A 25,210-nucleotide genomic window follows, 5' to 3' on the forward strand; every position below is an offset into this window, starting at 1 on the left:
GCACGTCGAGATTCCGTTAATTTACGTTGATTTTACGCTTAAATTACATTGATAAATAGTGCTGATAGAAAAAACCATAGCAAATTTGCTATGGTTTATTTCATCACAGGAACCTTCCCAAAAACCTTATTCACATATTGGCGTTTATTGTCCATTATCCCTGCCAAGCAAATTGTTGCGGGATCTTTCTCCAGGTCCAATTCCATTGTTGAACTGTCAACTGGCAATGTTTCCTGAAAAATTTCCTCATATTCTGCAACGGTTATCTCTATTCTTGAGGAAAATAACTGCTCATGCTCTACTACATGCAAATGCTCCCGGTAATTTTCCTCCAACTTACCACTGAAAAATTCTCCTACCGCTCCGGATCCGTAACTGAACAGTCCGATTCTTGAACCGGCTTGCAAGTTTTCGTTCAGTTCAAGAAGGGAAAGCAGGCTTAAGTACAATGAACCGGTGTAAATATTCCCGACATTTCGATTATATTGCGTGCTGATTTTGTAGTTTGCAAGTAACCGCTCTCTGTCTTCGTCCGTACCTTCATCCAAAACTGTCTTCAATGCCTTGAATCCCATCTTTGTATATGGCAAGTGATAACAGATCGCTTCAAAATCGCTTAACTCAAGACCTGACTTCGCCTTATACTGGTTCCAGACTTTGTTAAAAAATGCAATATACTGTTCATTAGAAAATTTGCCGTCTACAAATGCTTTGTCAGCGTGTATTGGGCGCCAAAAATCCATAATATCCTCAGTTAAAAAGGCACTATTTTCTTCAAGCGTCATGATTTTTGGATCTGCGCTGATTAGCATGGCAACCGCACCCGCTCCTTGGGTTGCTTCTCCCGATGTATTCAGCCCATATCTCGCAATGTCTGAACCTAATACCAATACCTTGCTCTTCGGATTCAGCGCAATATGAGCTTTTGCCATTTGGATGCCGGCAGTCGCCCCGTAGCAGGCCTGTTTCACTTCAATCGATCGGGCATATGGGTTAAGCCCCAATAAATCATGGACATAAACTCCGGCAGACTTGGAATTATCAATACCTGACTCCGTCCCAAAAATAACAAAGTCGATTGCTTTCTTATCCTCTTCGTCCAAAATTTTCAGTGCCGCATTTGCCGCCATTGTAACGGAATCCTGCGTAATTGGAGCAAGCGCCATTTTCTCCTGTCCAATTCCGATCGTATACTTTTCCGGTTCCACGTTTCTGCTGACCGCCAATTTGTTCATATCTACATAAAGATGTGGTGCATAAAAACCTATTTTGTCTATTCCTATTTTCAATGTTAATCTCTCCTGCTAACCAGTTTAAATTTGAATTGCGCTATGGAAACGGTACTCCCAAATCGCAATTTATCAAGTGATTCATTTCACAAATAAACACAATCTTTAACTAAACACTATAAATGATAATACAAACGAACGCGAAAGACAATGAAAAGGTTGGTGTGGACTATTAATCTCCTATCTTTTATCAAGTGAGATGTATGTTATCTAATTGTATCCAAATAATTCTTTAAACTATTAGCAGCGCACTCAGAAATCAACCTGATAAATGGTTCTACATGCTGTTGCAAACTTGCCATCTCTAACGATTGATAATAGTGAAGTCGTTGTTCACTTTCCGCCTTCACAATTGCGGGCGGATACCCATTTTTCATTAAAATTAAATTCATGATTAATCTTGCAGTTCGCCCATTCCCATCGGAAAAAGGATGAATATAGACAAATTTAAAATGAAATAATGCAGCCAGTTCCACGGGATGCAGCTTATTTTTATTTTCTTCATACCAATTAAATAATGCATCCATTTCATCCTGGATTTGCAGAAAATGTGGAGGAGTATGTCTACTACCAGAAATCCTGACATTAACCTGTCGATACCTTCCAGCATTTTTATCATCGATCGTTTTCAGTATGAGATAATGAATCTTCTTAAGGACATTTTCATTGATAGTCCGGTTCACATTTACATATTGTTCAACAAAATCAATGGCTTCGGCATGATTGATCACTTCCAAATGTTCCTGAAGCCTTTTTCCACCAATGGTTAGTCCTTCTTCCAGTACAATCTTTGTTTCATTTAGTGTTAAAGTATTTCCTTCTATGGCGTTTGAATTATACGTCCATTCTACCCGATAAACTTCAGTGAGGTTTTGTACAACCTCCGGCGGAAGCGGTCTGTATTGATCCAGCTCATTTTTTAATTTTGTTATCGCATCAAAATTCATTCCAGATCCCTCTTTTTCACAATATGTCATGTACTGCATAGCCTTTATATATCTTTTCTACACATTAATCAGAATATCCTCTTTATTTTGGGGCTATTCTAAACTGTAAATATCACTGTATCAATTGGAAAAACATGACACCGCTAATTGAATGTCATGTCCTTATTTAATGGCCAATTATTTTTAAAATTTTAACTTTATACATCATGAATAAGCTATAATTATTTGGCTAAGCAATAATTCTACTTCTCAAGGGAGGTGGCTCACTTCTGTTGCTCGTCGGAAGCCATTGGATAATCAATGTCACGACGGGAGGAGGTGATGCCATGGACGAACAGACCTACCAGGCTTTGTCCCTGATGATTTTGTTTGGGACGCTGGTAGCAATGATTATGTCCAATAAGAAATAAGACCTCCCCTCTGAGTTAGCCGCTCTAGTCGGGAGATCTTTTCTTCGGACAATGAGCCGCCCCTTTTGACGGGTTAAGTCATTGCACCGTTCCATGTTTGGTGCATGGAACGGTTTTTATATTCTATGCTATGTTATTCTTTCTATGTATAGTATACCACGGAATTGGCGTTCGTACACGTATTTAAATACTATTTAAAATTTCTTTAATAAAATAATAACAGAATTAGGCGCTGCTTACAAATTACACAGTGTTACAGTATGTGTCAAGTTTTTCTCGACGTTGCTTTCATACCAATATTTCAGGCGCTCCCATTTTGTACACCTTGTTCGGCTACCGCGCTGTCGCTTGCTGGCCTCATTTTTGACAGAACGGTCTTAAAAACCAAAGACCGTTCCATCAAAAACGAGGTTTATTGTAATATTTTAAATAAGTTACCTATGGCTGTTGAATGAGCCGCATATAAAGCGACAGAACCTTGTTTTACACCAATAGATGGTTGTGTTGGCTGACGTAATAATTGGGCCACTCTGACAGCTTTTTTTACATCCCGTTGTTTCCTGGTACTCCGTTCATTGCATTTCAGATAAGCGTTACGCAATGTATTATTCAACATGCCTTGTTTGATTTTCACCATTGCCTCCGCACCATCATTACTCCAATGCATTCCACGCTTTTTCATACGAAAAGACACATGCCGCTGGTTGGATTCCATAGCACCGAGTTTCCTGGCATCTCTAGGGCTGTCTGTTACAATATCCCGCCAGTCGTAAATGCGTTCCCAATTGTTGAGAATGTAACTGCGAAAGACGTTGATTTTCTCCATCTGCTTATCGTCTTCCAATGTGCTTTCGTATGTATCTAATTGAAGCTTGAATCCTTCTAAATCATGTTCCTTCAGTGCCTTTCTCCCTGCATCTTTATAGGCATTTCCTGCACTGCCAAATGCACGGTTAAATCCTTGTGAGATATGATAGTCATCCAGTTGGTTTAAAATCGGTTTATTCGATTGGGAAAAAGCAGCTTGAAACCTTTCAACTGTATAACCCGGGCCACCGTCACTGTTAGTAACAACCTGTGCGTCTTCCAGTGTATATCGGCTGGATGCCATCGCCTGCGTTTCATCCCAAAATGCATCTGTAGATTGCGTTGTCATAATTACTGTCGGTTCCTTAAGGGATACACGTTTCCCGTTTTTCTCCCATCCTTCATACATGATCGCATGGTGCACTTCCATACTCTGTTTTTTTTGGAGTCCGCGGACAAAAACACCATCTGCCTCCGCATAAAAGAAATCAACCTTTTTTCCTTCTGGCAGGGACGCTGCTTCATCCAACTCTTTCACCATCTCTTGATCCATCTCTGCCTGGGCTTTACCCACAGTCTTTACCATATTTCCTACCGTTTGGTGACTTAAGCTTACAGGTGTCCATTCCTTGAGAGTACGGGCCACTTGCCGGTAAGTACTTTCACTCGCCATTTCGGCTACTTTCAGTTCCACCAATGGACTGTATCGTTGCCTATCCCGCAGACCAATCCACTCATCCAATGGATAGACTGCCTTTCCTTTTTTATCCCTCATCAACGTATGATCAAAGGTAACCGTCCCAAACATAAATTGTACACTTCTTGAATCTGTGGTTTCCACTTTCCAGTCATCTGCACGTCTTTGTGCTACAATGACTTGATTTAATTCACTGAACATGCGCCCCATCAAAGAGGAAAAGAAGTTATACATTAAAATTTGAGCTCTTTCTTCAAACTCCACCAGATTCGTTGTATTCTTTATTAATTCATACAGCTTTGATATAATATGATCCATGAGAAGGCCTCTTTCTAAAATGTATTATGCCGTGCAAAGCATACATTTTAATGATAGAGCGCCTTCTCTTTTTTGGCTATCAAAAAGTACCGCAATTACTACCGAGTATAATTTTACACATACAGTGTTACATCCTTCAGAATGGTAAGTCGTCATCATTAATATCAAATTTATTTTTTGTATTTCTATCCCCATATAATGAATCAACATCAGGTTCCGGAAGTTTATCCATGTCATCCGTAGTGTTCTCTAATTCTTCCCATGTTGTACCAAAAGGGACACCACCTGATGTATAGCCGGCAATAAATGCAAATGTTTCATTACTAAAACCATCCCATTCTTCTTCCGTTTCCATTTGTTTACGTGCCTTTCGTTTTTTAGCGGTCCGTTGCTTTTGTAATTCATTCTCTTTCAATTGTTGTTTGTATGCAGAACTATACGTGTAACCTAGCATTTCTAACTCTTTGACAGCACAAAGTTTATTTACCCCAAAATGCTTGCTGTAACCTTTTACAAGATTTTTGCCGTCATACTTTGGGATCCAGTGTCTGGCAGCTTGTAATCGTTGTGGTCGTTTCATCCGCTTATGTCTGGGCGTGTTGGATTTCTTTTTCTTACGCTTCCCCATTGTTGCATTCACCTCGTCAACCATACTAAACCTTATAATTAGCTTGCCACTACTAAAGCGCTTATTGTTTAAAAATAATAAAACCGAATAGTGCTGCAAATCACTAATCGGTTTTATTAATGATTATGCTGCTTATGGGGTTATTTCTTTTGCTCCGACAATACCGCGACCATCAATGTTGCAAACGATATCATCAGTACAAGCGTCTCGAATACAGACATTTTGCATCTCCCTTTCCCTTTTAACTTAAAGGAGTTGTGCTGTTTTATCCGATTCCTGTATCGTAAGCGTGGTAAAGTCGCTTCATATGTTTATTAACTCATTTCATCATCAATGAATAGCTGCAAATTTTTAGCATCACCCTCCTTCTATTTCCGTTTTATCCAGCAACCAAATTATTTCATAATGTTTTTGATAACTTTTCCAAAAAATAATTATATTTAATGGTATGGGCGAACTAGCTTGTCCTATTCCACTTTTTTAAAAATTATGCAAAAAAAAGACGAAGCATCTAAAGCGATTCTTCATCAACGTAAATACATTTATGTAACGGCGGACATCCTAGAACCATCCAAATTTTAATAAACAGTTCCAAACGCGGCTGGGATATATTGTTAAAAATTTTGCTTATATTTGGCGGCTTCATTTTCAATTGATCGGCAATATCCTTTATATAGATATTTTTATTTTTAGCTATCTCCTTAAATCGGTTTTTAATGACAGGTTGACGATCGCCCTCCGAGAACGGGTTAACCATGTCAAACTGTTTGATTTGTTCGATTTTCTCCTTGATACAACCAACAATAAATTCTTCCAGTTTATAATCATCGTTTCGATTCTTGTCCCGATGTCGATTAATCAGGTTTTCCAACTCCGTTATTTCCTTCAGTTGATCATAAGTCTCATCTTTCAGTTGAATTGTCACTGTTTTCACGTATAAATCACCTCACAGTTGGAAAAATGAATAATGGAAAGGATGATAGAAAATGATAAAACATAATGATAAAGAAGATGTGATTGACGTTATTCATGAAACATTTGATAAAGGGAGAAAAGGCTAAAAATCTGGACAAGCCTTACATGCATGACTTGCTTGGAAACCTGATGAAACTCCAATTGTGAATGAATCAAATGAAGTCAAAGGACAAGTCTTGACTTCATTTGATTATATTCCGTTTTTTGATCTTCCCTTTCAGAGAAGGTATCTCTCCTTATTACATATTCTGTTTATATCTAAAAAATACATGTTTTGAAGCGATTATTATTTTTTAAAAATAACAAATTGCATTATATTTTTCACTGGATTTATCATTACTATGTTAAATTGGCTAAGCAATGATTGACTTCTCAAGGGAGGGTGGCTCATCTCTGTAACCCGTCGTTAGCCATTGGTTTGTTCAATGTCAGGACGGAAGGAGGTGACGCCATGGACGAATCAACCTATCAGGCTTTGTCCCTGATGATTTTGTTTGGGACACTGGTAGCAATGATTATGTCCAACAAGAAATAAGACCTCCCCTCTGAGTTAACCGCTCTGTTCGGGAGATCTTTTTTTCTGGACAATGAGCCGCCCTCAATTGATAAGGGTTCTGTCATTGCTACCGTTCCATGTACCAGCATGGAACGGTTTTTTATATATTATGCTGTATGATACTTTCTATGTACAGTATACCACGGATTTATGGAATGTAAACATTCAAAAACTCATTCTTTTGGCTTCGATGGAAAAAAGTATAAGACCAAACGAAATCGATAATGAAAATTAGCCCCCTTAGCATCCTGATAGGAAAGATGGTTTCGTTTCAAAATTCCTGCTTAAGACATGACGAGGATCGCCACAACATAAAATATTCCCGTATGCTGTGGCTACTGCTTTTTATCTTACTGCTTATCACTGCCGTTTCTTCGTTTTTTTATTATTAAATTTTTCAGCCTCTGTTAGCGGTTCATTCGCAAATTCATGATCAAATTGCCTTGACAGTTTTCCCCTTACAGCTTGCTCGTCACTTATCCCGCCATTTACATTTAAATCCTTCTTCATCTTCTTATCCATTTTGCATACACCTCCATCGTGTTATTTTGTACGGATATCACACTGTTATCCTAAATCCAAAACAGTGGAATCCGAATTTACCATCTTAAAATCGGTAGGTTATAATCAACAATCAATACCAAACTTCGTTAAAGATAAAATTTACAAAAATAAAATTATTATTATCAACGATAATGAAGAGATTTTAAGGTATCTGGATTACTAAAAAACCCTTCACAATACAGCCACACTCCTTAACTGGAATGCGGCTGTATTTCATTTCAAGGTAAAACTAATCCCGTTGATGCTTCCCTTTTAACGAGGCTGTTGCGCCCCGATGACCTTCCTCTTTTTGGAAACCTTTATCCAATCTGCCAGCATTTTCAATATCACCAGATGCCTTGTAGCCGGCAATTTCCATATTGGATGTCGTTCCATACAGACCCATACCACCTAATTCAACATTAATGTTTTCTTGCATTTCTTCGTTATTATCTTTTTTATTCGCCAATCCTTCCACCTCCTACCGATAGGTTAACCAAAGCAGAAAGGAATATGATAAGGGGACTGTTTTACACGAGAACGTATGAAATTGTCCTTATTCCGCAAATTAAAAAAGAGAATTGACAAATGATAATGGAAAATAATAAAAAGCAAGAACGAAACCCGAGTAGCGGAAATGACGATCTGAACGGCGGGTTAGTTGAAGATCATTTGAATAGCGATAATGCTTTTAGCGACAAAGGCTTAAATAACCATCGCTTAACCAGGGAATCGATGAAGAAGTCGAATACAAATACTTGAATGTCTTTTATTTGTTTTAAGAAATTCTAACAAAGAAGCCCTACCATAAAGGGAGGGCTTACCTATACATCCGTTCAAAGTTTCAAGTTGAGCTTATTCATTAAAATCTCTTTCCAGTTGCTCCATCCATTCATTCAGTAACTCAGTTTCTTTAGGCGATTCTGTTTGACTGAACAAATAACCTTTATCTATTGAGGTAAAATTACTTGCAAGCATTTTTGCCGCCCAGAAGTGATCTTCCACGGATTTCCAATGAACAGCGGCACGTAAGCGATCCATTATAATATCTTCAACAGAAATCACATATACGTAATTTTCATCGTCTATTTCTAATTTTGTAACTCTACTATAATCCCCAGCTAAATCACTTGCAGGAATTTCTATAGCTATTTCCAAACCTTCATGATAAAAATATCTACCTTCTTTTTGAAATCCTAACGTAAAAAGAATATTTGATATTTGTTGATAACCATCCGAAACAAAATCAATATCCCTGGTTGTATATTCATTTTGTGTGTAGATCTCAACGGATAGCCCACCCACAATGATTGGTTTTATATTTTGCTTATCTAACAGTTGCGTGATAACGGATGCAGTTAACAACATCGCCTCAAATTTTGGTATATTCTTAATGCCTCTTAATTTCTCAATTGCTATTTTTTCATCCATAAATCAACTACCTTCTTGAAAAACCATCTAGGATTTTAGCTTCAGTTGGATTTTTTGGGCGAACTCGACCTTTTCTTAGGTTCTTATTGTAAATACCTAATGTAATCTGTTCCATTGCCCGTTGGCTTCTATAGGAATTTTGCCTTATTCGATTTTGTATTTCCTTTAATGTTAAAGTGGACATATTTTCATCATTTATTATATCTGTCATACAGATACTCCTTTTCGAATAATAGATGTATAGTTTAAACATATTATAGCATGTCTATTCAAAATAATAAATTTTTGCGAAAGATTCATTTACTTCCGATTAAACTGCTTCCGCAACAAAACCTCCATCACACGTGGAAATAATTGATAGAACTTGCTTCCGGCTTCCATCCAGTGCGGTAAATTAATCTCCCGCTTTTTTCTAAACAGGTTTTTTACCACTTTCCTTGCCGTCTTATCCGGATCAAGCATGTAACGGGAAACGCTTTTCTGATAACTGCCGCTTGGATCAGCCGTTTTAAAAAAGTTTGTTTTTACTGGACCTAGATTAACAGCTGTTACATAAATTCCCTTTCCGGCGACCTCCATCCGCAATGCGTTAGTAAAACCGAGCACGGCATGTTTTGTCGCAGCGTAAACGGCTGATTTCGGTGTTGCAATTTTCCCTGCTTGCGAGGCAATATTGACAATATGACATTTGCGCCGGTTCGCCGAAAAATGCGGAAGTAACAATTGTGTCCCCTGGATTAACGCATAGACATTTAATTGAAACATTCGCTCTATATCTTCCATTTTGATATCTTCCACATAGTCAAATACTCCTGCCCCAGCATTGTTTATTAGCCCATGGATGTTTTTATGTTCCAGCAAAATTTGCTGTATCACATTCGAAAACGCATCTCTATCTGTTATATCAGCCTGATATACATGTGCGGTTATATCAAATGACCGTTGCAGCTTTTCTTTCAGGTTCTCCAGTTTATCAATCGACCGAGCGATCATAATCGGTGTCCCGCCATTTTCAGCAATATGCCACGCGATACGCTCACCGATTCCGCTTGATGCACCCGTTATAATAATTGATTTGTTACGTACGTTTGTCTCCACAGACATCACCTATTTCACTTGATAAAAAAGTTGACCGTCATCCATTCTTACTGTTACCTTACCCTCTTCTTCCAAAAAATCAAGCTGCCCAATCGTTTCGGAAATCGTTAAATCAAGCTGCTCTTCAAATTTTTTCGGAAATAGCTGCTGACAAATGGCAAAAGGTGTCTGTTCTTTTTCCTGGAGGATGTCAAACACTTTTTTTGCTCTTTGCTCCTGTTTTTTCATGCGCATTGGAATCAACTCATCCACATTCGAAAAAATTTCTCCGTGTCCAGGATAAACAGTGTTAACCCCCAATTTCAGACACTTCCGTAAATTGGCCCGGTATTGCAGCAGTGGCTTTGGACGCTCCTTTTCCCCATCATGCGGCGGCTCTAAAATCGGATTCGGCGAAATAGATCTGAGCAAATGGTCACCACCGATAAACGATCCGTCCGCTTCACGGTAAAAAGATAAATGGCTTTGCGCATGGCCCTTTGTCTCTATCACCTGCCATTCTTCATGGCCAGGTAAACGATCCCCCTCATTAAGCTCCACCGTTAACTCTCCCTCACCGATCAGTGCCAGTGGTGCTTTTAATTTATCCAACTTCTCTAAATACTTGTTGGGAACCCCGGATAATGCAAAGTAATCTTTATAAAATTGCTCATACTTTTTCAGAAATGCTTTATCCCTGGTTAGCCAAGGTTCGTTATACTGATGGCCAACAATTGAGTAAGCCCTTGGAAATTCGCCTACTAGCCCGATATGATCCGGGTGATGGTGGGTCAAAATATGTTGTTCAATATCATTTGGTGCATAGCCAAGCTGCTTTAATTGGGCTACTAGTGCCTCCCACGCTGCTTTTGTTTTCACACCTGCATCAACAAGTGACAATGTATCACCTTTTAAAAGATAAACATGTACATCCCCTACTGCATATGGTGTTGGGATTGTTATTTTGGTAATCGTATCATGTAAAACTTTCATCAATATGCCCCCAAAGTGAATGGTCATTCATTTATCTCTATCTTACCCTTTTTCCCCGTTTTTGTCACTTATGTTCAACCTAATTAAGCAACCGTTTAATCGCACTTGTTAAAATATCCGGCAAATACTCAAAGCTGTATGTTAGTTCCAGGCGCTCGGTCCATTGGTGCGGATCCCTGCCAAGCGGGCCAATGTTTAATACCGGCATGGTCAGTTCCTCTATCACCTCTTCCGGAAAAATAAATCCATTATTTTTTAGCGGCATATTTGTTGTCAATTGACTGAGCTTACTGCTTTTAGCTGATGGCGGACCAACATAGCTCAAATCGGATAACCCGGTAAAAAATTCGGCGACCGTTAAATGTATATTGTATGAACTACGGGTTTGTTCTATTGTATGATCAATGACATTTTTTATATACGGATCACCATAGGATGATACAGCAGGATAAAATGGCGGACTATAAAACAAAACAATCATTGGGCCTAAATCTTTACACAATGACGCCAAATCCTGTACAAGCAGTGTAGAAAAATCACGGTCCCCATGTTCCCGCTTGCTGACCAATAGATTTTGCCGTCTCGTAATTTCCTTTTGACCATAGCGTTTAACAGCTTCGCCATATAATTCCTCATACATCAAAACGGTTACTTGAAAATCGGGCAACGAAAAGTCATTCGCCACATCGGAAAAATAGCTGGCTTTTTCTTTCACATAAGCTTCAATGTCTTGGCCCGCTTCCTTAGCAGCCATTAATAGTTTTGTATTTATTTCATGGAAAGGCTGTTTTAAATACAACACATTGTACATCGCAATCGCCGCATTTGGCATCTGTACCGAATATGCCTCTTTTAAATCGCGCTGCATCAGACTTGTTGGCGGTGGTGTTACCTCATCACCGATTTTCTCAATAAAAGCTTCATTCAATTCCAAATGCTGAGAAAGAAAACTGATCATCAGGTTCGGGTTGATACCAGAAAACGGCTCCCCAACATGAGCCTCTTTCCCATAACAGTAAAAGCCGGGAAGCACTTTTCCGATCGATCCTGTATATACATAATAATGATCATCTCCTGGATATTTGCTAAACATTGGTTCGCTGTTTAAACAAGCATTATACGTTACGTTTTCTTGTGCTTTTAATTGCTTCAATACGGGAAGGGCGGTCAGCATCCCTTGTGAATTAACTTCTTCATCCGGGACCGTCAACAACAGAATATTGCCGTCAAATTCATTGTTCATTGCTTTTTCAAGCATGGCTAAATGGAGTGCAAGGCCTGCTTTCATGTCCATTGTTCCCCTGCCAAACAGCCATTCACCCGATGCTAGATCCTGCTGCACCTGTTCCGGGAGTTCTCCCTTAATATGTTCCATCTCTTTTGTTAGTTCCTTTGGACGGAAGGCAAGATTCTTAAGCGAACCATAATCCTCAACCTCCACGACATCAAAATGGCTTAATAATATTACTGTCTTTCTTGCATTTCCCTTTTTAACGAGCGCCGTTAACAATCTTCTGCCATCGTCTAATGGATGTAACGTTAGAAGTTCAGGATGCTGCTGGAAGTATTCTGTTTGCATGAGCAAATGATGCAGATACTCTGGAAGGGCAATTTCTGCGGGACTTCCAGTAATACTTTGATGGGAAACGAGTGAACATAATAGATCCGTTAGCGCCTCTTTCGTTTGCCAGTTTTTCATCTAGATTTCCTCCCTGAAAATTGACTTTTCGTTAAAATTGCAACACAATCGAACGTGAGGTGAAACTTTTGACTACAAACATTATCGCGCATCGTGGTGCATCACGACTTGCGCCGGAAAATACGATGCCCGCTTTTAAACTAGCGTATAAGCTTGGTGCAGATGGAATTGAAACCGATGTCCAGCTAACAAAAGACAATATTCCTGTCCTAATTCATGATGAACATGTAAAGCGAACAGCCAACGGAAGAGGGTTTGTTAAAGATTTTACGTTTGCTGAGCTGAGAAAATTGGATGCTGGTTCCTGGTTTTCCAAAAAATATACTGGAACGAAGATCGTTTCTTTAGATGAATTCCTGCAATGGATCAAACCCAGGCCGTTATATTTAAATATTGAGTTAAAAAATACTAAAATAGATTATAAGAACTTGGAAACAATTGTATACGATATGCTAAAGTCTTATCAATTATTAGATCGTACAACGCTCTCAACATTTAACCCCGTCAGCGTACAACGAATGCAAGACCTATTCAGTGATGTCGAGATTGCCTTATTAACATCAAGGAGAAATCGAAATCTTGTTCATGATGCAAAAAGGATCGGAGCGAATGCGCTTCATATCAAATATCGGCTGCTTACCCCATCACTCGTTGATGCATGTCGGCGTAAAAAAATAAAGGTTCGTGTTTATACCGTTAACCGGCCAATTAAGATGGCAAAGTGCTTTGCTTTAAAAACTGATGGTATTTTTACCGATGTACCTGATCTGGGGTTAGAACAACGAAAACAATTCCATCAAACAAATTAAATTAGGAGGATGTATTAATGGCAAAATTATTTTCACCAATAACCTTTCAAGATGTTGAACTAAAAAATCGGATTGTGATGTCGCCGATGTGTATGTATTCGGTCTTCAAACAAGACGGGATTATTACACCATTTCATTTCACCCATTTGGTTAGCCGGGCAGTTGGTCAGGTAGGATTAGTAATTACTGAGGCGACTGCCGTTCAGCCTGAAGGACGAATTTCTGCAGAGGATTTAGGAATTTGGGGAGATGAACATGTTGCCGGATTAACGGAATTAAACGAACATCTTCACGCCTATGGTGCAAAAACTGGCATTCAGCTTGCCCATGCTGGTCGGAAGGCAGAGCTGGAATCGGATATTTTTGCCCCATCTGCGATTAAGTTCAATGACGCTTATAAAGTACCAAAAGAGATGAGCCAGGAAGATATTAAGCAAACCATTGATGCGTTTAAACAAGCAGCAAGGCGCTCTAAATTGGCGGGATTTGATATTGTAGAAATTCATGGTGCCCATGGCTATTTAGTAAATCAGTTTCTATCTCCTTTAACGAATCAGCGGACAGATAACTATGGCGGTTCCCGGGAAAATCGTTACCGTTTTTTATCAGAAATAATTGAGGCGGTAAAAACAGAGTGGAACGGTCCTATTTTCGTCCGTATTTCAACAGATGAATACAATGAGGCTGGCAATACAATGGAGGATATACTTTATTTTTCAAGTGAAATGAAAAAGCAAGGAATCGATTTAATTGATTGCAGTTCCGGCGGTGTTGTTCCAGCTAAAATCAACTCCTACCCTGGTTATCAAGTACCACGCTGTGAAGCGATCAAAAAAGAAACAGCTATTGCGACCGGTGCAGTTGGCCTGATCACAAGCGGACTGCAAGCAGAAGAAATTGTGCAAAATGACCGGGCAGATCTTGTCATTATTGGACGTGCATTACTTAGAAATCCATATTGGGCAAAGGCAGCAGCCGATGAACTAGGCTATGCATTGGAAGCACCTACCCAGTACGAACGCGGTTGGCAATAGGAGGAGGTCATCATGGAATTAATTTTCCTTGGTACTGGTGCAGGAGTTCCTTCAAATGAACGTAATGTATCGGCGATTGCGCTAACAATGCTGCAGGAGGCGAACAGCATCTGGCTATTTGACTGTGGGGAAGCAACCCAGCACCAAATCATGAAGACATCGCTCAAGCCGCGGAAGATCAACAAAATTTTTATCACCCATATGCATGGTGATCATATCTTTGGCCTTCCTGGTTTCCTGAGCAGCCGCTCCTTCCAGGGTGGAGATGATTTATTGACTGTTTACGGTCCTAAAGGGATCAAGGAGTTTATTGAAACAAGTCTCACAACAAGTGAGACCCATCTTAAATATCCGCTCGAAATTGTTGAGATAGCGGAAGGTAAGGTGTTTGACGATGTTCAGTTTACCGTCTACTGTAAAAAATTACAGCATGGAATTCCCTGTTATGGGTATCGAATCGTGGAAAAGGATAAACCAGGTGTGCTATTAGCGGACAATTTAAAGGAAGCTGGCATCCAGCCCGGACCAATTTATCAGCAAATTAAAGATAATGCGGTCGTCACAACTGCCGATGGAAAAACGATTCATCGGAAGGATTTTCTCGGACCCGACAAGCCCGGACGAATCATTTCGATTCTTGGGGATACAAGAAATACCGAACAAAACAAAACATTTGTGGAAAACGCTGATTGCTTAATCCATGAAGCAACGTTTGATCAGGAAAAAGCAGATCTTGCCCATGAATATTTTCACTCAACGACAGCCCAGGCAGCAATGCTCGCCCGTGATGCTGGCGTCAAACGACTCATATTAACACATATCTCGTCACGCTACCAAAAAGCGGACAACGTATTGTTACGAAAAGAAGCTTGCAGCATTTTTCCAAACACAGAAATTGCCAATGATTTTTTCCGTACGACTATTAAGACGAAAAATTCAAGGAGTGATTAAATGGAACGAGTGCAAGGATTGATTAAAGAGCAACGGGATTTCTTTTTAAGCGGGGAAACATTAACGTACGCTTTTCGCAAGGAGCAGTTGAGAAAGCTGAAAGCCATGCTGAAAAACTATGAATCACAAATTTATCAAGCATTGAAAACGGATCTAAACAAATCTAAACATGAAACACTTACGACAGAACTCGGCTTTTTATATACCGAGATTGACTTCGCACTTAAAAATTTAAAAAGCTGGATGGAAGATGAAAAAGTGGATGCTCCCCTGACGCATAAGGGGACAAAAAACTACATCATGTCGGAGCCATACGGTGTTACGTTAATTATTTCGCCATGGAACTATCCGCTTCAGCTAGCGCTTGCACCAGCAATTGGGGCGATCGCCGCCGGAAACACCGTAATTCTGAAGCCTTCTGAATTTACCGAAACAATGTCCGGGTTGTTTACGGAAATGATCATTGCAACATTTGACCATCGTTATTTTGCTGTGGTCGAGGGTGACAAAGCGATAAGTGAACAATTAGTTAAACAGCCTGTTGATTATATCTTTTTCACCGGAAGCTCGAAGGTTGGAAAGATAATCATGCGCCAGGCAAGTGAGCACCTTACTCCTGTCACACTGGAATTAGGCGGCAAAAGTCCGGCAATTATTAACCACGATGCTGAAATTGATCTGGCGGCAAAACGAATTGTTTGGGGTAAATTCACCAATGCCGGACAAACCTGTGTTGCGCCAGATTACTTGTATGTTCATGAAAAGGTCAAGCCAAAATTATTCAAAGCGATGAAAAAACACATTAAATCATTTTACGGCAAGAAACCGTTAAAAAATGAAGACTATGTTCGTATTGTCAATGAAAACCATTTTAACAGATTACAAGCTTTTCTAACCAATGGAATAATAGTTCATGGCGGAAGTGTTAACACAGATAAAAACAGCATAGAGCCAACGATTTTGGATAATGTGACGTGGGAAGACCCCATTATGCAGGAGGAAATCTTCGGTCCTCTATTACCGGTCCTGACATTTTCCAAGCTTAATGATGTCATATCGACCTTAAAACAGATGGATAAACCACTCGCACTCTATTATTTTGGTGAGAATGAGCGTGATCAGGAAACGGTTCTGCAGCAACTCTCGTTCGGTGGCGGGTGCATCAATGATACACTCTATCATCTAGCAAATCCAAATCTGCCTTTTGGTGGTGTTGGTAATAGTGGAATTGGCGGATATCACGGCAAATACAGTTTTGATACATTTTCACACAGGAAGAGTATCATGAAGCAAACGACTAAATTCGATATCCCACTACGCTACCCGAGAAGTAAAATAGCTCATTCACTGGTAAAGCGGATAATGAAATAACGGTAAAACGCTTGGAAATGAAGTTTTTCCAAGCGTTTTTGTATAAAACACCTATATATACCGTTAGCATCATTTTTATACCCTTTTACCCTTTATTCAAAAGTTGAGCTTTAAACCAATTGTCGACAGAGTTTGTGATGTCCCCATTGGCTAATAGTGTTAATGCTTCGCTCGCAGTTAACCTTTTGCATAGATCCCGAACAAATGAAGTTCCTAAATAATAACCAAGTCGGCTATATCCGAATTGCTTCCCGCCTGACAACCTAAACCATTCTTGTTCCATGTTTACTGATCCATTTTCAAGTTCATCCTTAAAAGCTTCCACCAGCTTCATATAATTTTCCTGACAAAACGAAAACCAATCCTCTCCCTTTTCATCATAAGAAAAATAAACGCTTTTAGGATTACCTGGTACCAGTTTTTCAGAGAAATACGTAGCTATCCCTTCTAAATACATAGAGATACGGACGTCCAGCCAATTAATAGCATTCCAGTCAATACCCGCACCCCTAATATATGATAATGATAACTATGGACAAATTCATGAGCCACGATTACTTCTAATAACTTTGGATCCTGATGCAGCTTTTCAACAGCGAAATAGATTTCAGTTTTATGATCGACAAACGCATTCGAGGCATATAACCCAACAAAGATATGTACTGGAACGTCAAGTGAAAAACCGAAGTAATCCTTTCCTTTACCTGCCACATTTTTTATAACGCCGGGTAGTAACTTGGCAATTTCCTGTAGTCTGGAATAATCCTCAGAATAGCGATATATTGCAGCTTTCATTTTTTCAGTTGTTTTTTTGCAATAACCATTGAAGTATGTGTTAAAAATTTTTGGATGTGCTAGATGATATTTCCTAATAGAAGAAAGATCGGGTTTATTTGAACTTAAGAATTTTTCCACTGTATTCTCAATTTCCAACTATGACATCTCCGTATAAAAATTATTCTAGATCAAGTACTACTGCTTATGGAAAATTTGTTTTATTACAAAGGAACGATAATTCAGATTATGGATTATGATAATTTGTCTTCATTACTCTTTCTCATACCAAGCTTTTTGAGGTCTGTCTTTTGGATATCCAAACTGTTCACGATATCTCTTTCTTTCATCTGTAAAATCAAACCATTGTTTACTGCTACTTACTCGTTAGCAAAGTTAATGCCACAGCGAATTTGGTCTTCTACACAACTATCCGTCCATACACCTAATTTCTTTTCTAATGAATCAAAAAGAATAGCACCATTCTTATCTTTAATTTCTTGTAATGAATAAATCTTTAAAACGTTTACCAATTTTTCAGCTAATTTATGTCCAATTGATGGAACGGTTTGAAATTCTGCTAGTGCTTTAACTACTAGAGATCTGTCTTCGGAGATATTCAGTATTTGTGCTAATTGAATCGTGCTAAGCGAGTGTATTTCGCTTATTTTTATTTTAGCTTTTTGAAGTCTTGCTTTTTCATCATGTGTTAGTGGTGATTTTGGATTTGTACTCAACATTCAATCTCCTTTTAACGGTTATCAAAAAACCCAGTTTTATTTCACAAAAGTTGCAGCATAATTATAGTTTCAACCTCCACTTCACAATTTCCTGCTTATCCACAAAAATAACCCAGTTTGACTGAGTTATTTTTAAATTGATTCTATTCCACTAAAGCCTTCGCTTGCTCTAACTGTTCACGTACTTGCTTTTCTGCAGTGCCGCCAGTACTATTGCGCGCCTCTACCACATGTTTTGGCTGAAGCACTTCAAAAATATCTTCCGCAAACAGTTCACTAAATGATCGATATTCGTCAAGTGATAGTCCCAACAAATACTTTTTCTGCTGGATCGCATACAAAACAATCTTACCAATGATTTCATGTGCCTGACGAAATGGAAGACCTTTTGTAACAAGGTAGTCAGCAATATCGGTTGCATTGGAATAATCCTGGTCAACAGCCTTGTACATTTTTTCTTTCTTTACTTGCATCGTTTCGATCATTGGTGCAAGTAATCGTAATGAACCATCCAGTGTTTTTACAGTATCAAGCAGTCCTTCTTTGTCCTCTTGCATGTCTTTGTTATAGGCTAGCGGGAGTCCCTTTAAAACCGTTAGCAATCCGAATAAATTTCCATGAACGCGTCCCGTTTTCCCACGCAAAAGCTCGGGCACATCTGGATTCTTTTTTTGAGGCATGATACTTGAACCAGTGCAGAAAGAGTCGTCCAGTTCGATAAAATCAAATTCCTGACTTGACCACGTGATAAGCTCCTCTGAAAGTCGTGATATATGGGTCATTATGATTGAGGCAATTGATAAAAATTCCAAAATAAAATCACGGTCACTAACCGCATCCAGGCTGTTCGGATAGACGTTTTCAAATCCGAGCAATGCTGCAGTACGTTCACGATTGATTGGAAAAGTCGTCCCAGCAAGCGCACCGGCACCAAGCGGAGACCAGTTTACCCGCTTTAAACTATCAACCAGACGCTGTTTATCCCGCTCAAACATCCAGAAATAGGCAAGTATATGGTGGGAAAATAACACTGGTTGTGCCCGCTGAAGATGTGTATAGCCTGGCATAATGACATCGATATTTGCTTCCGCTTGTTTCACAAATGCCGTTTGCACAGTTGTCACCAGTTCGATGATTTCTTTTGTTTTTTTATTTACATATAAATGGATATCAGTTGCAACTTGGTCATTTCGGCTTCGTCCGGTATGGAGTTTCCCGCCAACAGGCCCGATTTCGTCAATGAGCATTTTTTCGATGTTCATATGAATGTCCTCATGCTCCACCGAATATTCAACCAATCCAGCCTTGATTTTTTTTTCAATGGTTTTGAGGCCATTGATAATCTTTGAGGCTTCATCACTGGCAATGATCTCACACTCAGCGAGCATCGTAACGTGGGCGATACTTCCCTTAATATCTTCCATTGCGAATTGTTGATCAAAATCAATGGAAGCGGTAAATGATTCAACAAGCTCATTCGTTGATTTTGTAAAACGTCCACCCCAAAGCTTAGACATGAATAGTTCTCTCCTTTATGTAAAGAATTTACGGAAGTTCAAATGATGAACCTCCGCAAAGAAAATTTATCCCGGAAGCAGGCAGTAAGATCACCTACTGCATGAAGTTTCACTTTATTTATATACCTTTTCTTTCTGGTGAATTTCCGCATGAACTTTCGTTGGCAGTCCCCACAGCTTGATAAAGCCGACCGCAGCATGATGATCAAACATGTCACCTTTTTCATAGGTTGCTAATGTTTCATTGTACAAGCTGAAATCAGATTTCCGGGCGATAACCGTATGATTTCCTTTAAACAGCTTTACACGTACTTTTCCAGAAACCGTTTTTTGCGTTTCGGCAACAAACGCATCAACAGCCTTGCGTAATGGAGAGTACCATAGCCCATCATAAATCATTTGGGCAAATTGCTGATCAATCGTTTTCTTGAATTGACTAACCTCCCGCGTATGGGTTAAAAATTCCATCTCCTGATGGGCATTGATTAAGATTAATGCGGCGGGATTTTCATAGACTTCCCGGGATTTAATGCCGACTAAACGATTTTCAATATGATCAATCCGCCCGATTCCATGCTCACCGCCTGCAGCATTTAATGTCTCAATGATCGAAACCAGCCCCATCGGCTCGTCATTCAATGCTACTGGAACTCCATTTTCAAAAGAAATATCGACTAATTCGGGCTCGTGAGGTGTTGCTTCAACCGGATTTGTCCAGGCAAAAGCTGCTTCTGGTGCCTCGTTCCACGGATTTTCGAGTACCCCTGCTTCACAGGCACGTCCCCAAATATTCGCATCAATCGAAAATGGATTATCCAGATCAACGGGGATCGGGATTCCTTTGTCTTTTGCATAAGCGATTTCCTCATCACGTGTCATCCCCCATTCTCTGACAGGGGCAACTACTTGTAAATCAGGGTTCAGGGCCTGTATGGAAACCTCAAAACGCACCTGATCGTTCCCCTTTCCGGTACAGCCGTGGGCCACTGCAATCGCACCTTCCTGCTCAGCTACATCAACGAGCAGTTTAGCGATTAAAGGACGACTCAATGCGGAAGATAGCGGGTATTTCCCTTCATATAATGCATTTGCTTGCAATGCCGGCATGAGATAATCGTTCGCCAGCATTTCTTTTGCATCAATAACAATTGCTTTAATAGCTCCGACGTTTAATGCTTTTTGCCGGACAGCCTCCAAATCCTTTTCTTCCCCAAGATCAATCGCCAATGCAATCACATCATAATTATATTTCTCCTGCAGCCATTTAATTGAAACAGATGTATCCAATCCACCTGAATAAGCTAGCACAATTTTCCCTTCACTCATATCTCCATACCCCCAATTTATTTATTTATTCGTTCGTGTTCAAAAGCCGCCAAATTGGATCTTGAAGGTCGAGGCGTCATGGGTCCCGAGCATCGGCTGTTCCTCTACAACTCTTAAAGGTCGTTGCTTAGCTTTGCTGACTTTTTGAACAACCTCTATTACCCCAGCAACAGTTTCAACAATGCTTTTTGCGCATGCAGCCGATTTTCCGCTTCGTCAAACACAACCGAATGAGAACCATCCATAATTGCAGCGGAAACTTCCTCTCCTCGATGTGCAGGCAAACAATGTAAAAATGTAAAATCTGCTTTGGCATGCTTGCACAAGTTCTCATTGACCTGATACGGCGCGAAAATATTCTTCCGCTCTTCATTTTCCTGTTCTTTTCCCATACTTGCCCATACGTCTGTCACCACAATATCCGCGTCCACCATCGCCTCTGCTGGGCTTTCGCTGACACTTAGCTTCGTTCCATTTGCTGTTGCCTCTTGTTTGAGTTCTCCGAGAATTTCCGGATTCGGCCGATAATTCGTCGGGCAGGCAATTGCCACATCCATTCCAACCTTCACTGCTCCCTCCATTAAAGAGTGGCACATGTTGTTATTTCCATCACCAAAATAGGCGAGTTTTAGGCCAGCCAGTTTTCCTTTATGCTCGTAAATGGTTAATAAATCTGCAAGTACTTGTGTCGGATGATGCAGATCCGTCAACCCATTGATAACTGGAACGGTAGCATATTGTGCATAGGTTTCGATAATCTTATGACTGAATGTTCGGATCATTAAGCCGTCCACATAACGTGACAGTACTTTTGCCGTATCTGCGTTTGATTCTCCCCGGCCAAGCTGGATATCACCCGCGCTAAGAAAAATTGCCTCGCCGCCAAGCTGCAACATTCCGACTTCAAATGACACCCTTGTTCTGGTAGATGCTTTTTCAAAAATCATTCCGAGAACTTTTCCCCGTAAGCAGGGGTTAAAAATCCCCGCTTTCGTTTGCTTTTTAAGCTTGACCGCTTCAGCTAACAGCATGGTTATTTCAGTTTTGTTAAAATGACCGAGGGTTAAAAAATCCTTATGCTGCAAAATGGGTCGAGCCTTATCCTCTGTTGAAAGTACATTCGTCATAAAAATCAATCCCCTTCCACTAAACAGTTGAATACGTATGAAGATAGTCCTGTAATGATGTAACAGAATTAGTCTGTATGTTACTTTCGATTACTGCCTGTAATGTCGAAAGCGATGTAAACAATGGAACCTGATACGTTACGGCAAGTGCCCGGATCTGCCTTCCGCTTTTCTTATTTTGCAAACCGGTCGGAGTGACAACTGTCCCAGCTATGATTTGCTGCTGAAAAACCCTTTCCAATTCTGCTGAACTACTTTCGATGGTCTGATTGACAATCTCGTGTTTGCTTAAATAGGCACTCGTTCCCGGTGTGGCAAGTAATGAAAAATCTTTCCTCAGTTCTTTGCTAATTGACAACAGTGCCGGCTTCTCTCTATCCGTTATTGAGCAAAGCACATATCGTTTTTCCGAATCTTTTTCGATCGTATACGCCTTCATATCAGTTGCTTTAGCAAGTGCGTCCTTATACGTTGCTGCAAGACCAAGCGCTTCACCGGTCGATTTCATTTCCGGACCGAGCTTGTGATCAACGCCCGCTAATTGTGCTGCCGAAAATACTGGTGCCTTCACTGCATAATAACCAAGTGATTCCGGTACACGATTCCTTTCAAGCCGCTCCCCAAGCTGGGTACGAATGGCCAATTCAACCATTGGCACCCCCGTTATTTTGCTAATCATCGGGATGGTTCGTGACGCTCTCGGGTTCACTTCCAGCACATATATCTGCTCATCTGTAATAACAAACTGGATATTAACCAAGCCAACTATATTTGCCGCTTTGCAAATGGATTGCGCATAATAAAGCAATATTTCCTGTTGGATGGAAGATAAACGAACAGGTGGCATGACGGCAATGCTGTCGCCAGAATGAACACCAGCCTGTTCCACATGCTCCACAATCCCCGGCACAAAGCAATGTTCCCCATCGGTAATAACATCCACTTCCGCCTCTAGCCCCGGTGTATATTTGTCAACCAAGATCGGCCAAATTCGCTGATCAGAATAACGGATTGTGTCCAAATAGGCGACCAATGCTGCCTCCTGATGAATAATAAACATGGATTGCCCGCCAATCACATACGATGGGCGAACCAGAACCGGGTACCCGATTTTTTCAGCGCAGGCTTTGATTTCATTTAGACTGTAGGCCATTTCCCCTTGAATATGCGGAATGTTTATCTCCTTAAGCAGCTGATAAAAATGTTTCCGATCCTCCAGCTGGTCAATTTTTTCTGGTGAAGTACCGTAAATCCGGACTCCCGCATCCGCCAAATCTTTAGCGAGGTTAATTGCGGTTTGCCCGCCAAATTGAATAAATACACCTTCCACCTTTTCCCGACGGGTTACAGCTAAAATATCCTCCGTCGTTAATGGCTCAAAATAAAGATGATCGGCTACTGAACTGTCCGTACTAACAGTTTCCGGATTGTTATTTACGATTACAGTTGTGTAACCCATTTTTTTCAAGGCATAAACCGCATGGACGGAGCTATAATCAAATTCCATCCCTTGCCCGATACGAATCGGTCCAGAGCCAAGAATCAGTACTTTATTCCCTTGCACAGATCCCGCATCGGGCATTTCTTTGTTATACCAGGTCGAATAATAATATGGGAAATGATTTTCGGAAGCAACTACCTGATAACTTGGCATTAACTGAAACTCCTTGATTTTTTCCTGTACCTCCTGTTCCGTTGCCTGGAAAAATTCAGCCAATGCCTTGTTGCTGATTTGCAAATGTTTTGCTTGTAATAATTGCTCGGCAGTGACTTTATCTAATGATGCAGTCTTTAGGGTTTGTTCCATCCCTACAATTTGTTTGATTTTCTTTAAAAACAGCCGGCTGATCGCGGTCAAATGATAAATTTCCTGCACACCTTTTCCCATCCGCAGTGCTTCTGCCACAGCAAACAACCGTAAATCAGTAGGTTGCTGCATGTGTTCAAGCAAAACCGGATAGTCTTTACCGGTAATTAACGGATGCTGTAAGGATGTTAAACCGTTATCCAACGAGCGAACTGCTTTATTCAATGCGGCTTCAAAGGTTAGATCGATCGCCATTGTTTCCCCGGTAGCCTTCATTTGTGTCCCTAACTTTCTATCTGCCTCCGGAAACTTATCAAAGGAAAATCGCGGAATTTTTACAACCGTATAATCGATAAATAGTTGATGAACGGTATCAGTCTTGGATGGGAAATAGTCATCCAATGATTGACCAAGTGCCAATTTTGTTGCGATTTTAGCAATCGGACAGCCGGTTGCTTTCGATGCTAATGCTGACGAACGACTCACCCGTGGATTAACTTCAATAACATAATATTCGTTTGTATCATGGGCAAGGGCAAATTGAATATTACACGCGCCAATAACCCCGAGTTCGCGAATAATAGTAACCGCTGCATTACAAAGCATTGTATTTTGCTGTTCTGTTAATGTCTGTGCTGGTGCAACGACAATCGAATCGCCTGTATGGACACCAACCGGATCGACGTTTTCCATGCTGCAGACAATAACACAATCATCATGGACATCGCGAATCACTTCAAATTCAATTTCTTTAAAGCCTTTGATACTTTTCTCTAACAGTACCTGATGAATCGGGCTTATCTGCAGTCCATTCGTGACAATTGATTGTAATTGCAAGCTGTTTTCCGCAAAACCGCCACCGGTGCCACCTAGTGTATAGGCTGGACGAATAATTACCGGATAGCCGATTTCCTCTGCACGGCTGACAGCTTGCTCCACCGTCGTAATAATATGGGAATCAGGTACTGGTTCGTTTAGTTCTTGCATAAGCGCACGAAATTTTTCCCGGTCTTCCCCATTTTGCATTGAATTTACTGATGTTCCCAACAATTGAACATCGTATTTTTCCAATAAACCAGAATTGTGCACTTCCAATGTCAAATTTAATCCTGTTTGGCCGCCAAGTGTCCCAATAAGCCCATCGGGACGTTCTTTTTCAAAAATGTTTTCAATGGAGTTGACGGTCATCGGCTCAAGGTAAATACGATCAGCAACTGTTTCATCGGTCATAATTGTTGCTGGATTGTTGTTCAGTAAAACGACTTCGATTCCTTCTTCTTTCAATGCCAAGCATGCCTCTGTACCGGCATAATCAAATTCTGCGGCCTGCCCGATGACAATTGGACCTGAACCAATAACCAGTACCTTTTTTACCTGATTGATA

27 protein-coding genes are annotated in these 25,210 nt (G+C 40.2%); 7 read left to right on the forward strand and 20 right to left on the reverse strand.

Annotated elements, in window-relative coordinates; translation table 11 throughout:
- Positions 1-95 precede the first annotated feature (95 nt).
- Together CZ382_RS07380 and CZ382_RS07385 are read right to left on the reverse strand one after the other, a co-directional pair.
- The gene (locus CZ382_RS07380) at positions 96-1,289 is read right to left on the reverse strand and encodes a hydroxymethylglutaryl-CoA synthase (protein ID WP_088050550.1); all 1,194 of its coding nucleotides are present in this window, start codon (positions 1,287-1,289) and stop codon (positions 96-98) included.
- 206 nt (positions 1,290-1,495) lie between these two features.
- Positions 1,496-2,236 (reverse strand): Fic family protein, encoded by a 741-nt coding sequence (locus CZ382_RS07385; RefSeq protein WP_088050551.1) that lies wholly within the window; start codon positions 2,234-2,236, stop codon positions 1,496-1,498.
- Positions 2,237-2,508: 272 nt separating this feature from the next.
- Between CZ382_RS07385 and CZ382_RS23675 the strand changes: the two genes are divergently transcribed.
- Positions 2,509-2,646 carry a putative holin-like toxin gene (locus CZ382_RS23675; RefSeq protein ID WP_155554378.1) on the forward strand — a complete coding sequence of 46 codons (138 nt, stop codon included), beginning with the start codon at positions 2,509-2,511 and terminating at the stop codon, positions 2,644-2,646.
- Positions 2,647-3,058: 412 nt separating this feature from the next.
- On the opposite strand, the gene CZ382_RS07390 is transcribed toward CZ382_RS23675, so the two are convergent.
- From CZ382_RS07390 to CZ382_RS07400, 4 genes are all read right to left on the reverse strand, one after another.
- Complete coding sequence (locus tag CZ382_RS07390; protein ID WP_088049371.1) at positions 3,059-4,468, reverse strand: ISLre2 family transposase; 1,410 nt, start codon at positions 4,466-4,468, stop codon at positions 3,059-3,061.
- Positions 4,469-4,604: 136 nt separating this feature from the next.
- Complete coding sequence (locus tag CZ382_RS07395) at positions 4,605-5,096, reverse strand: hypothetical protein (protein ID WP_088050552.1); 492 nt, start codon at positions 5,094-5,096, stop codon at positions 4,605-4,607.
- Between the two features lie 140 nt (positions 5,097-5,236).
- Complete coding sequence (locus CZ382_RS24775; RefSeq protein WP_371871272.1) at positions 5,237-5,317, reverse strand: putative holin-like toxin; 81 nt, start codon at positions 5,315-5,317, stop codon at positions 5,237-5,239.
- A gap of 290 nt (positions 5,318-5,607) precedes the next feature.
- A complete protein-coding gene (locus tag CZ382_RS07400) occupies positions 5,608-6,030 on the reverse strand; it encodes a helix-turn-helix domain-containing protein (protein ID WP_088050553.1) in 423 nt (140 codons plus the stop codon).
- Between the two features lie 423 nt (positions 6,031-6,453).
- On the opposite strand from CZ382_RS07400, the gene CZ382_RS23680 reads away from it, so the two are divergent.
- Positions 6,454-6,606 (forward strand): putative holin-like toxin, encoded by a 153-nt coding sequence (locus CZ382_RS23680; protein ID WP_159457773.1) that lies wholly within the window; start codon positions 6,454-6,456, stop codon positions 6,604-6,606.
- Between the two features lie 381 nt (positions 6,607-6,987).
- Here the strand turns inward: CZ382_RS23680 and sspO are convergent, their stop codons facing one another.
- Both sspO and CZ382_RS07410 read right to left on the reverse strand, forming a co-directional pair.
- Positions 6,988-7,149, reverse strand: coding sequence for a small acid-soluble spore protein O (gene sspO, locus CZ382_RS07405; protein WP_088050554.1), 162 nt, complete (start codon positions 7,147-7,149; stop codon positions 6,988-6,990).
- 271 nt (positions 7,150-7,420) lie between these two features.
- The gene (locus CZ382_RS07410; RefSeq protein ID WP_230856031.1) at positions 7,421-7,639 is read right to left on the reverse strand and encodes a hypothetical protein; all 219 of its coding nucleotides are present in this window, start codon (positions 7,637-7,639) and stop codon (positions 7,421-7,423) included.
- 119 nt (positions 7,640-7,758) lie between these two features.
- Between CZ382_RS07410 and CZ382_RS23685 the strand changes: the two genes are divergently transcribed.
- Entirely contained in the window at positions 7,759-7,932 is a 174-nt protein-coding gene (locus CZ382_RS23685; RefSeq protein ID WP_155554380.1) for a hypothetical protein, read from the forward strand.
- A gap of 93 nt (positions 7,933-8,025) precedes the next feature.
- On the opposite strand, the gene CZ382_RS07415 is transcribed toward CZ382_RS23685, so the two are convergent.
- From CZ382_RS07415 to CZ382_RS07435, 5 genes are all read right to left on the reverse strand, one after another.
- Positions 8,026-8,601, reverse strand: coding sequence for a DUF6036 family nucleotidyltransferase (locus tag CZ382_RS07415; RefSeq protein WP_088050555.1), 576 nt, complete (start codon positions 8,599-8,601; stop codon positions 8,026-8,028).
- Positions 8,602-8,608: 7 nt separating this feature from the next.
- The gene (locus CZ382_RS07420; protein ID WP_088050556.1) at positions 8,609-8,812 is read right to left on the reverse strand and encodes a hypothetical protein; all 204 of its coding nucleotides are present in this window, start codon (positions 8,810-8,812) and stop codon (positions 8,609-8,611) included.
- An 89-nt stretch (positions 8,813-8,901) separates the two neighbouring features.
- On the reverse strand, positions 8,902-9,705 hold the full coding sequence (locus tag CZ382_RS07425) for an SDR family NAD(P)-dependent oxidoreductase (RefSeq protein ID WP_407701302.1): 804 nt from the start codon (positions 9,703-9,705) through the stop codon (positions 8,902-8,904).
- Positions 9,706-9,708: 3 nt separating this feature from the next.
- Positions 9,709-10,671, reverse strand: coding sequence for an MBL fold metallo-hydrolase (locus CZ382_RS07430; protein WP_088050557.1), 963 nt, complete (start codon positions 10,669-10,671; stop codon positions 9,709-9,711).
- A 79-nt stretch (positions 10,672-10,750) separates the two neighbouring features.
- A complete protein-coding gene (locus tag CZ382_RS07435) occupies positions 10,751-12,370 on the reverse strand; it encodes a M20/M25/M40 family metallo-hydrolase (RefSeq protein WP_088050558.1) in 1,620 nt (539 codons plus the stop codon).
- A 68-nt stretch (positions 12,371-12,438) separates the two neighbouring features.
- On the opposite strand from CZ382_RS07435, the gene CZ382_RS07440 reads away from it, so the two are divergent.
- Genes CZ382_RS07440 through CZ382_RS07455 form a run of 4 tightly spaced genes read left to right on the forward strand, consistent with a single transcriptional unit; the run spans position 12,439 to position 16,535 of the window.
- On the forward strand, positions 12,439-13,179 hold the full coding sequence (locus tag CZ382_RS07440; protein WP_088050559.1) for a glycerophosphodiester phosphodiesterase: 741 nt from the start codon (positions 12,439-12,441) through the stop codon (positions 13,177-13,179).
- 17 nt (positions 13,180-13,196) lie between these two features.
- A complete protein-coding gene (gene namA / locus CZ382_RS07445; RefSeq protein WP_088050560.1) occupies positions 13,197-14,213 on the forward strand; it encodes an NADPH dehydrogenase NamA in 1,017 nt (338 codons plus the stop codon).
- A gap of 12 nt (positions 14,214-14,225) precedes the next feature.
- Positions 14,226-15,164, forward strand: a complete 939-nt coding sequence (gene rnz, locus CZ382_RS07450) for a ribonuclease Z (protein ID WP_088050561.1) — start codon at positions 14,226-14,228, stop codon at positions 15,162-15,164.
- Positions 15,165-16,535 carry an aldehyde dehydrogenase gene (locus tag CZ382_RS07455; RefSeq protein ID WP_088050562.1) on the forward strand — a complete coding sequence of 457 codons (1,371 nt, stop codon included), beginning with the start codon at positions 15,165-15,167 and terminating at the stop codon, positions 16,533-16,535. It abuts the gene before it with no gap.
- Positions 16,536-16,620: 85 nt separating this feature from the next.
- Here CZ382_RS07455 and CZ382_RS07460 read toward each other — a convergent pair whose 3' ends face one another.
- The 7 genes from CZ382_RS07460 to carB all read right to left on the reverse strand — a co-directional run bounded on the left by CZ382_RS07460 (position 16,621) and on the right by carB (position 25,209).
- The gene (locus CZ382_RS07460) at positions 16,621-16,992 is read right to left on the reverse strand and encodes a hypothetical protein (RefSeq protein ID WP_088050563.1); all 372 of its coding nucleotides are present in this window, start codon (positions 16,990-16,992) and stop codon (positions 16,621-16,623) included.
- Positions 16,983-17,468 (reverse strand): hypothetical protein, encoded by a 486-nt coding sequence (locus CZ382_RS07465; RefSeq protein WP_088050564.1) that lies wholly within the window; start codon positions 17,466-17,468, stop codon positions 16,983-16,985. Before CZ382_RS07465 ends, CZ382_RS07460 begins: the two co-directional genes overlap by 10 nt.
- 221 nt (positions 17,469-17,689) lie before the next feature.
- Positions 17,690-18,046 (reverse strand): helix-hairpin-helix domain-containing protein, encoded by a 357-nt coding sequence (locus CZ382_RS07470; protein WP_235000398.1) that lies wholly within the window; start codon positions 18,044-18,046, stop codon positions 17,690-17,692.
- A 146-nt stretch (positions 18,047-18,192) separates the two neighbouring features.
- On the reverse strand, positions 18,193-19,566 hold the full coding sequence (gene argH, locus CZ382_RS07475) for an argininosuccinate lyase (protein WP_088050565.1): 1,374 nt from the start codon (positions 19,564-19,566) through the stop codon (positions 18,193-18,195).
- Between the two features lie 114 nt (positions 19,567-19,680).
- The gene (locus CZ382_RS07480; RefSeq protein ID WP_088050566.1) at positions 19,681-20,892 is read right to left on the reverse strand and encodes an argininosuccinate synthase; all 1,212 of its coding nucleotides are present in this window, start codon (positions 20,890-20,892) and stop codon (positions 19,681-19,683) included.
- A 158-nt stretch (positions 20,893-21,050) separates the two neighbouring features.
- A complete protein-coding gene (gene argF / locus CZ382_RS07485) occupies positions 21,051-22,019 on the reverse strand; it encodes an ornithine carbamoyltransferase (RefSeq protein ID WP_088050567.1) in 969 nt (322 codons plus the stop codon).
- Positions 22,020-22,038: 19 nt separating this feature from the next.
- Entirely contained in the window at positions 22,039-25,209 is a 3,171-nt protein-coding gene (gene carB / locus CZ382_RS07490; protein ID WP_088050568.1) for a carbamoyl-phosphate synthase (glutamine-hydrolyzing) large subunit, read from the reverse strand.
- Position 25,210: the final 1 nt, after the last annotated feature.

The organism is Virgibacillus dakarensis (assembly GCF_900155625.1).
In the GTDB taxonomy this organism is placed as follows: domain Bacteria; phylum Bacillota; class Bacilli; order Bacillales; family Amphibacillaceae; genus Lentibacillus_C; species Lentibacillus_C populi.

What these genes read in the sequence shown, in the direction of transcription:
- argF (WP_088050567.1), bottom strand. Translation starts at nt 22,019, where the DNA reads ATGACGAATGTACTTTCAACAGAGGATAAGGCTCGACCCATTTTGCAG.
- CZ382_RS07390 (WP_088049371.1), bottom strand. Translation starts at nt 4,468, where the DNA reads ATGGATCATATTATATCAAAGCTGTATGAATTAATAAAGAATACAACG.
- rnz (WP_088050561.1), top strand. Translation starts at nt 14,226, where the DNA reads ATGGAATTAATTTTCCTTGGTACTGGTGCAGGAGTTCCTTCAAATGAA.
- sspO (WP_088050554.1), bottom strand. Translation starts at nt 7,149, where the DNA reads ATGGATAAGAAGATGAAGAAGGATTTAAATGTAAATGGCGGGATAAGT.
- CZ382_RS07420 (WP_088050556.1), bottom strand. Translation starts at nt 8,812, where the DNA reads ATGACAGATATAATAAATGATGAAAATATGTCCACTTTAACATTAAAG.
- CZ382_RS07435 (WP_088050558.1), bottom strand. Translation starts at nt 12,370, where the DNA reads ATGAAAAACTGGCAAACGAAAGAGGCGCTAACGGATCTATTATGTTCA.
- CZ382_RS24775 (WP_371871272.1), bottom strand. Translation starts at nt 5,317, where the DNA reads ATGTCTGTATTCGAGACGCTTGTACTGATGATATCGTTTGCAACATTG.
- CZ382_RS07425 (WP_407701302.1), bottom strand. Translation starts at nt 9,705, where the DNA reads ATGTCTGTGGAGACAAACGTACGTAACAAATCAATTATTATAACGGGT.
- CZ382_RS07455 (WP_088050562.1), top strand. Translation starts at nt 15,165, where the DNA reads ATGGAACGAGTGCAAGGATTGATTAAAGAGCAACGGGATTTCTTTTTA.
- CZ382_RS07415 (WP_088050555.1), bottom strand. Translation starts at nt 8,601, where the DNA reads ATGGATGAAAAAATAGCAATTGAGAAATTAAGAGGCATTAAGAATATA.
- CZ382_RS23685 (WP_155554380.1), top strand. Translation starts at nt 7,759, where the DNA reads ATGATAATGGAAAATAATAAAAAGCAAGAACGAAACCCGAGTAGCGGA.
- argH (WP_088050565.1), bottom strand. Translation starts at nt 19,566, where the DNA reads ATGTCTAAGCTTTGGGGTGGACGTTTTACAAAATCAACGAATGAGCTT.
- CZ382_RS07430 (WP_088050557.1), bottom strand. Translation starts at nt 10,671, where the DNA reads ATGAAAGTTTTACATGATACGATTACCAAAATAACAATCCCAACACCA.
- CZ382_RS07385 (WP_088050551.1), bottom strand. Translation starts at nt 2,236, where the DNA reads ATGAATTTTGATGCGATAACAAAATTAAAAAATGAGCTGGATCAATAC.
- CZ382_RS07395 (WP_088050552.1), bottom strand. Translation starts at nt 5,096, where the DNA reads ATGGGGAAGCGTAAGAAAAAGAAATCCAACACGCCCAGACATAAGCGG.
- CZ382_RS07460 (WP_088050563.1), bottom strand. Translation starts at nt 16,992, where the DNA reads ATGTATTTAGAAGGGATAGCTACGTATTTCTCTGAAAAACTGGTACCA.
- CZ382_RS07480 (WP_088050566.1), bottom strand. Translation starts at nt 20,892, where the DNA reads ATGAGTGAAGGGAAAATTGTGCTAGCTTATTCAGGTGGATTGGATACA.
- namA (WP_088050560.1), top strand. Translation starts at nt 13,197, where the DNA reads ATGGCAAAATTATTTTCACCAATAACCTTTCAAGATGTTGAACTAAAA.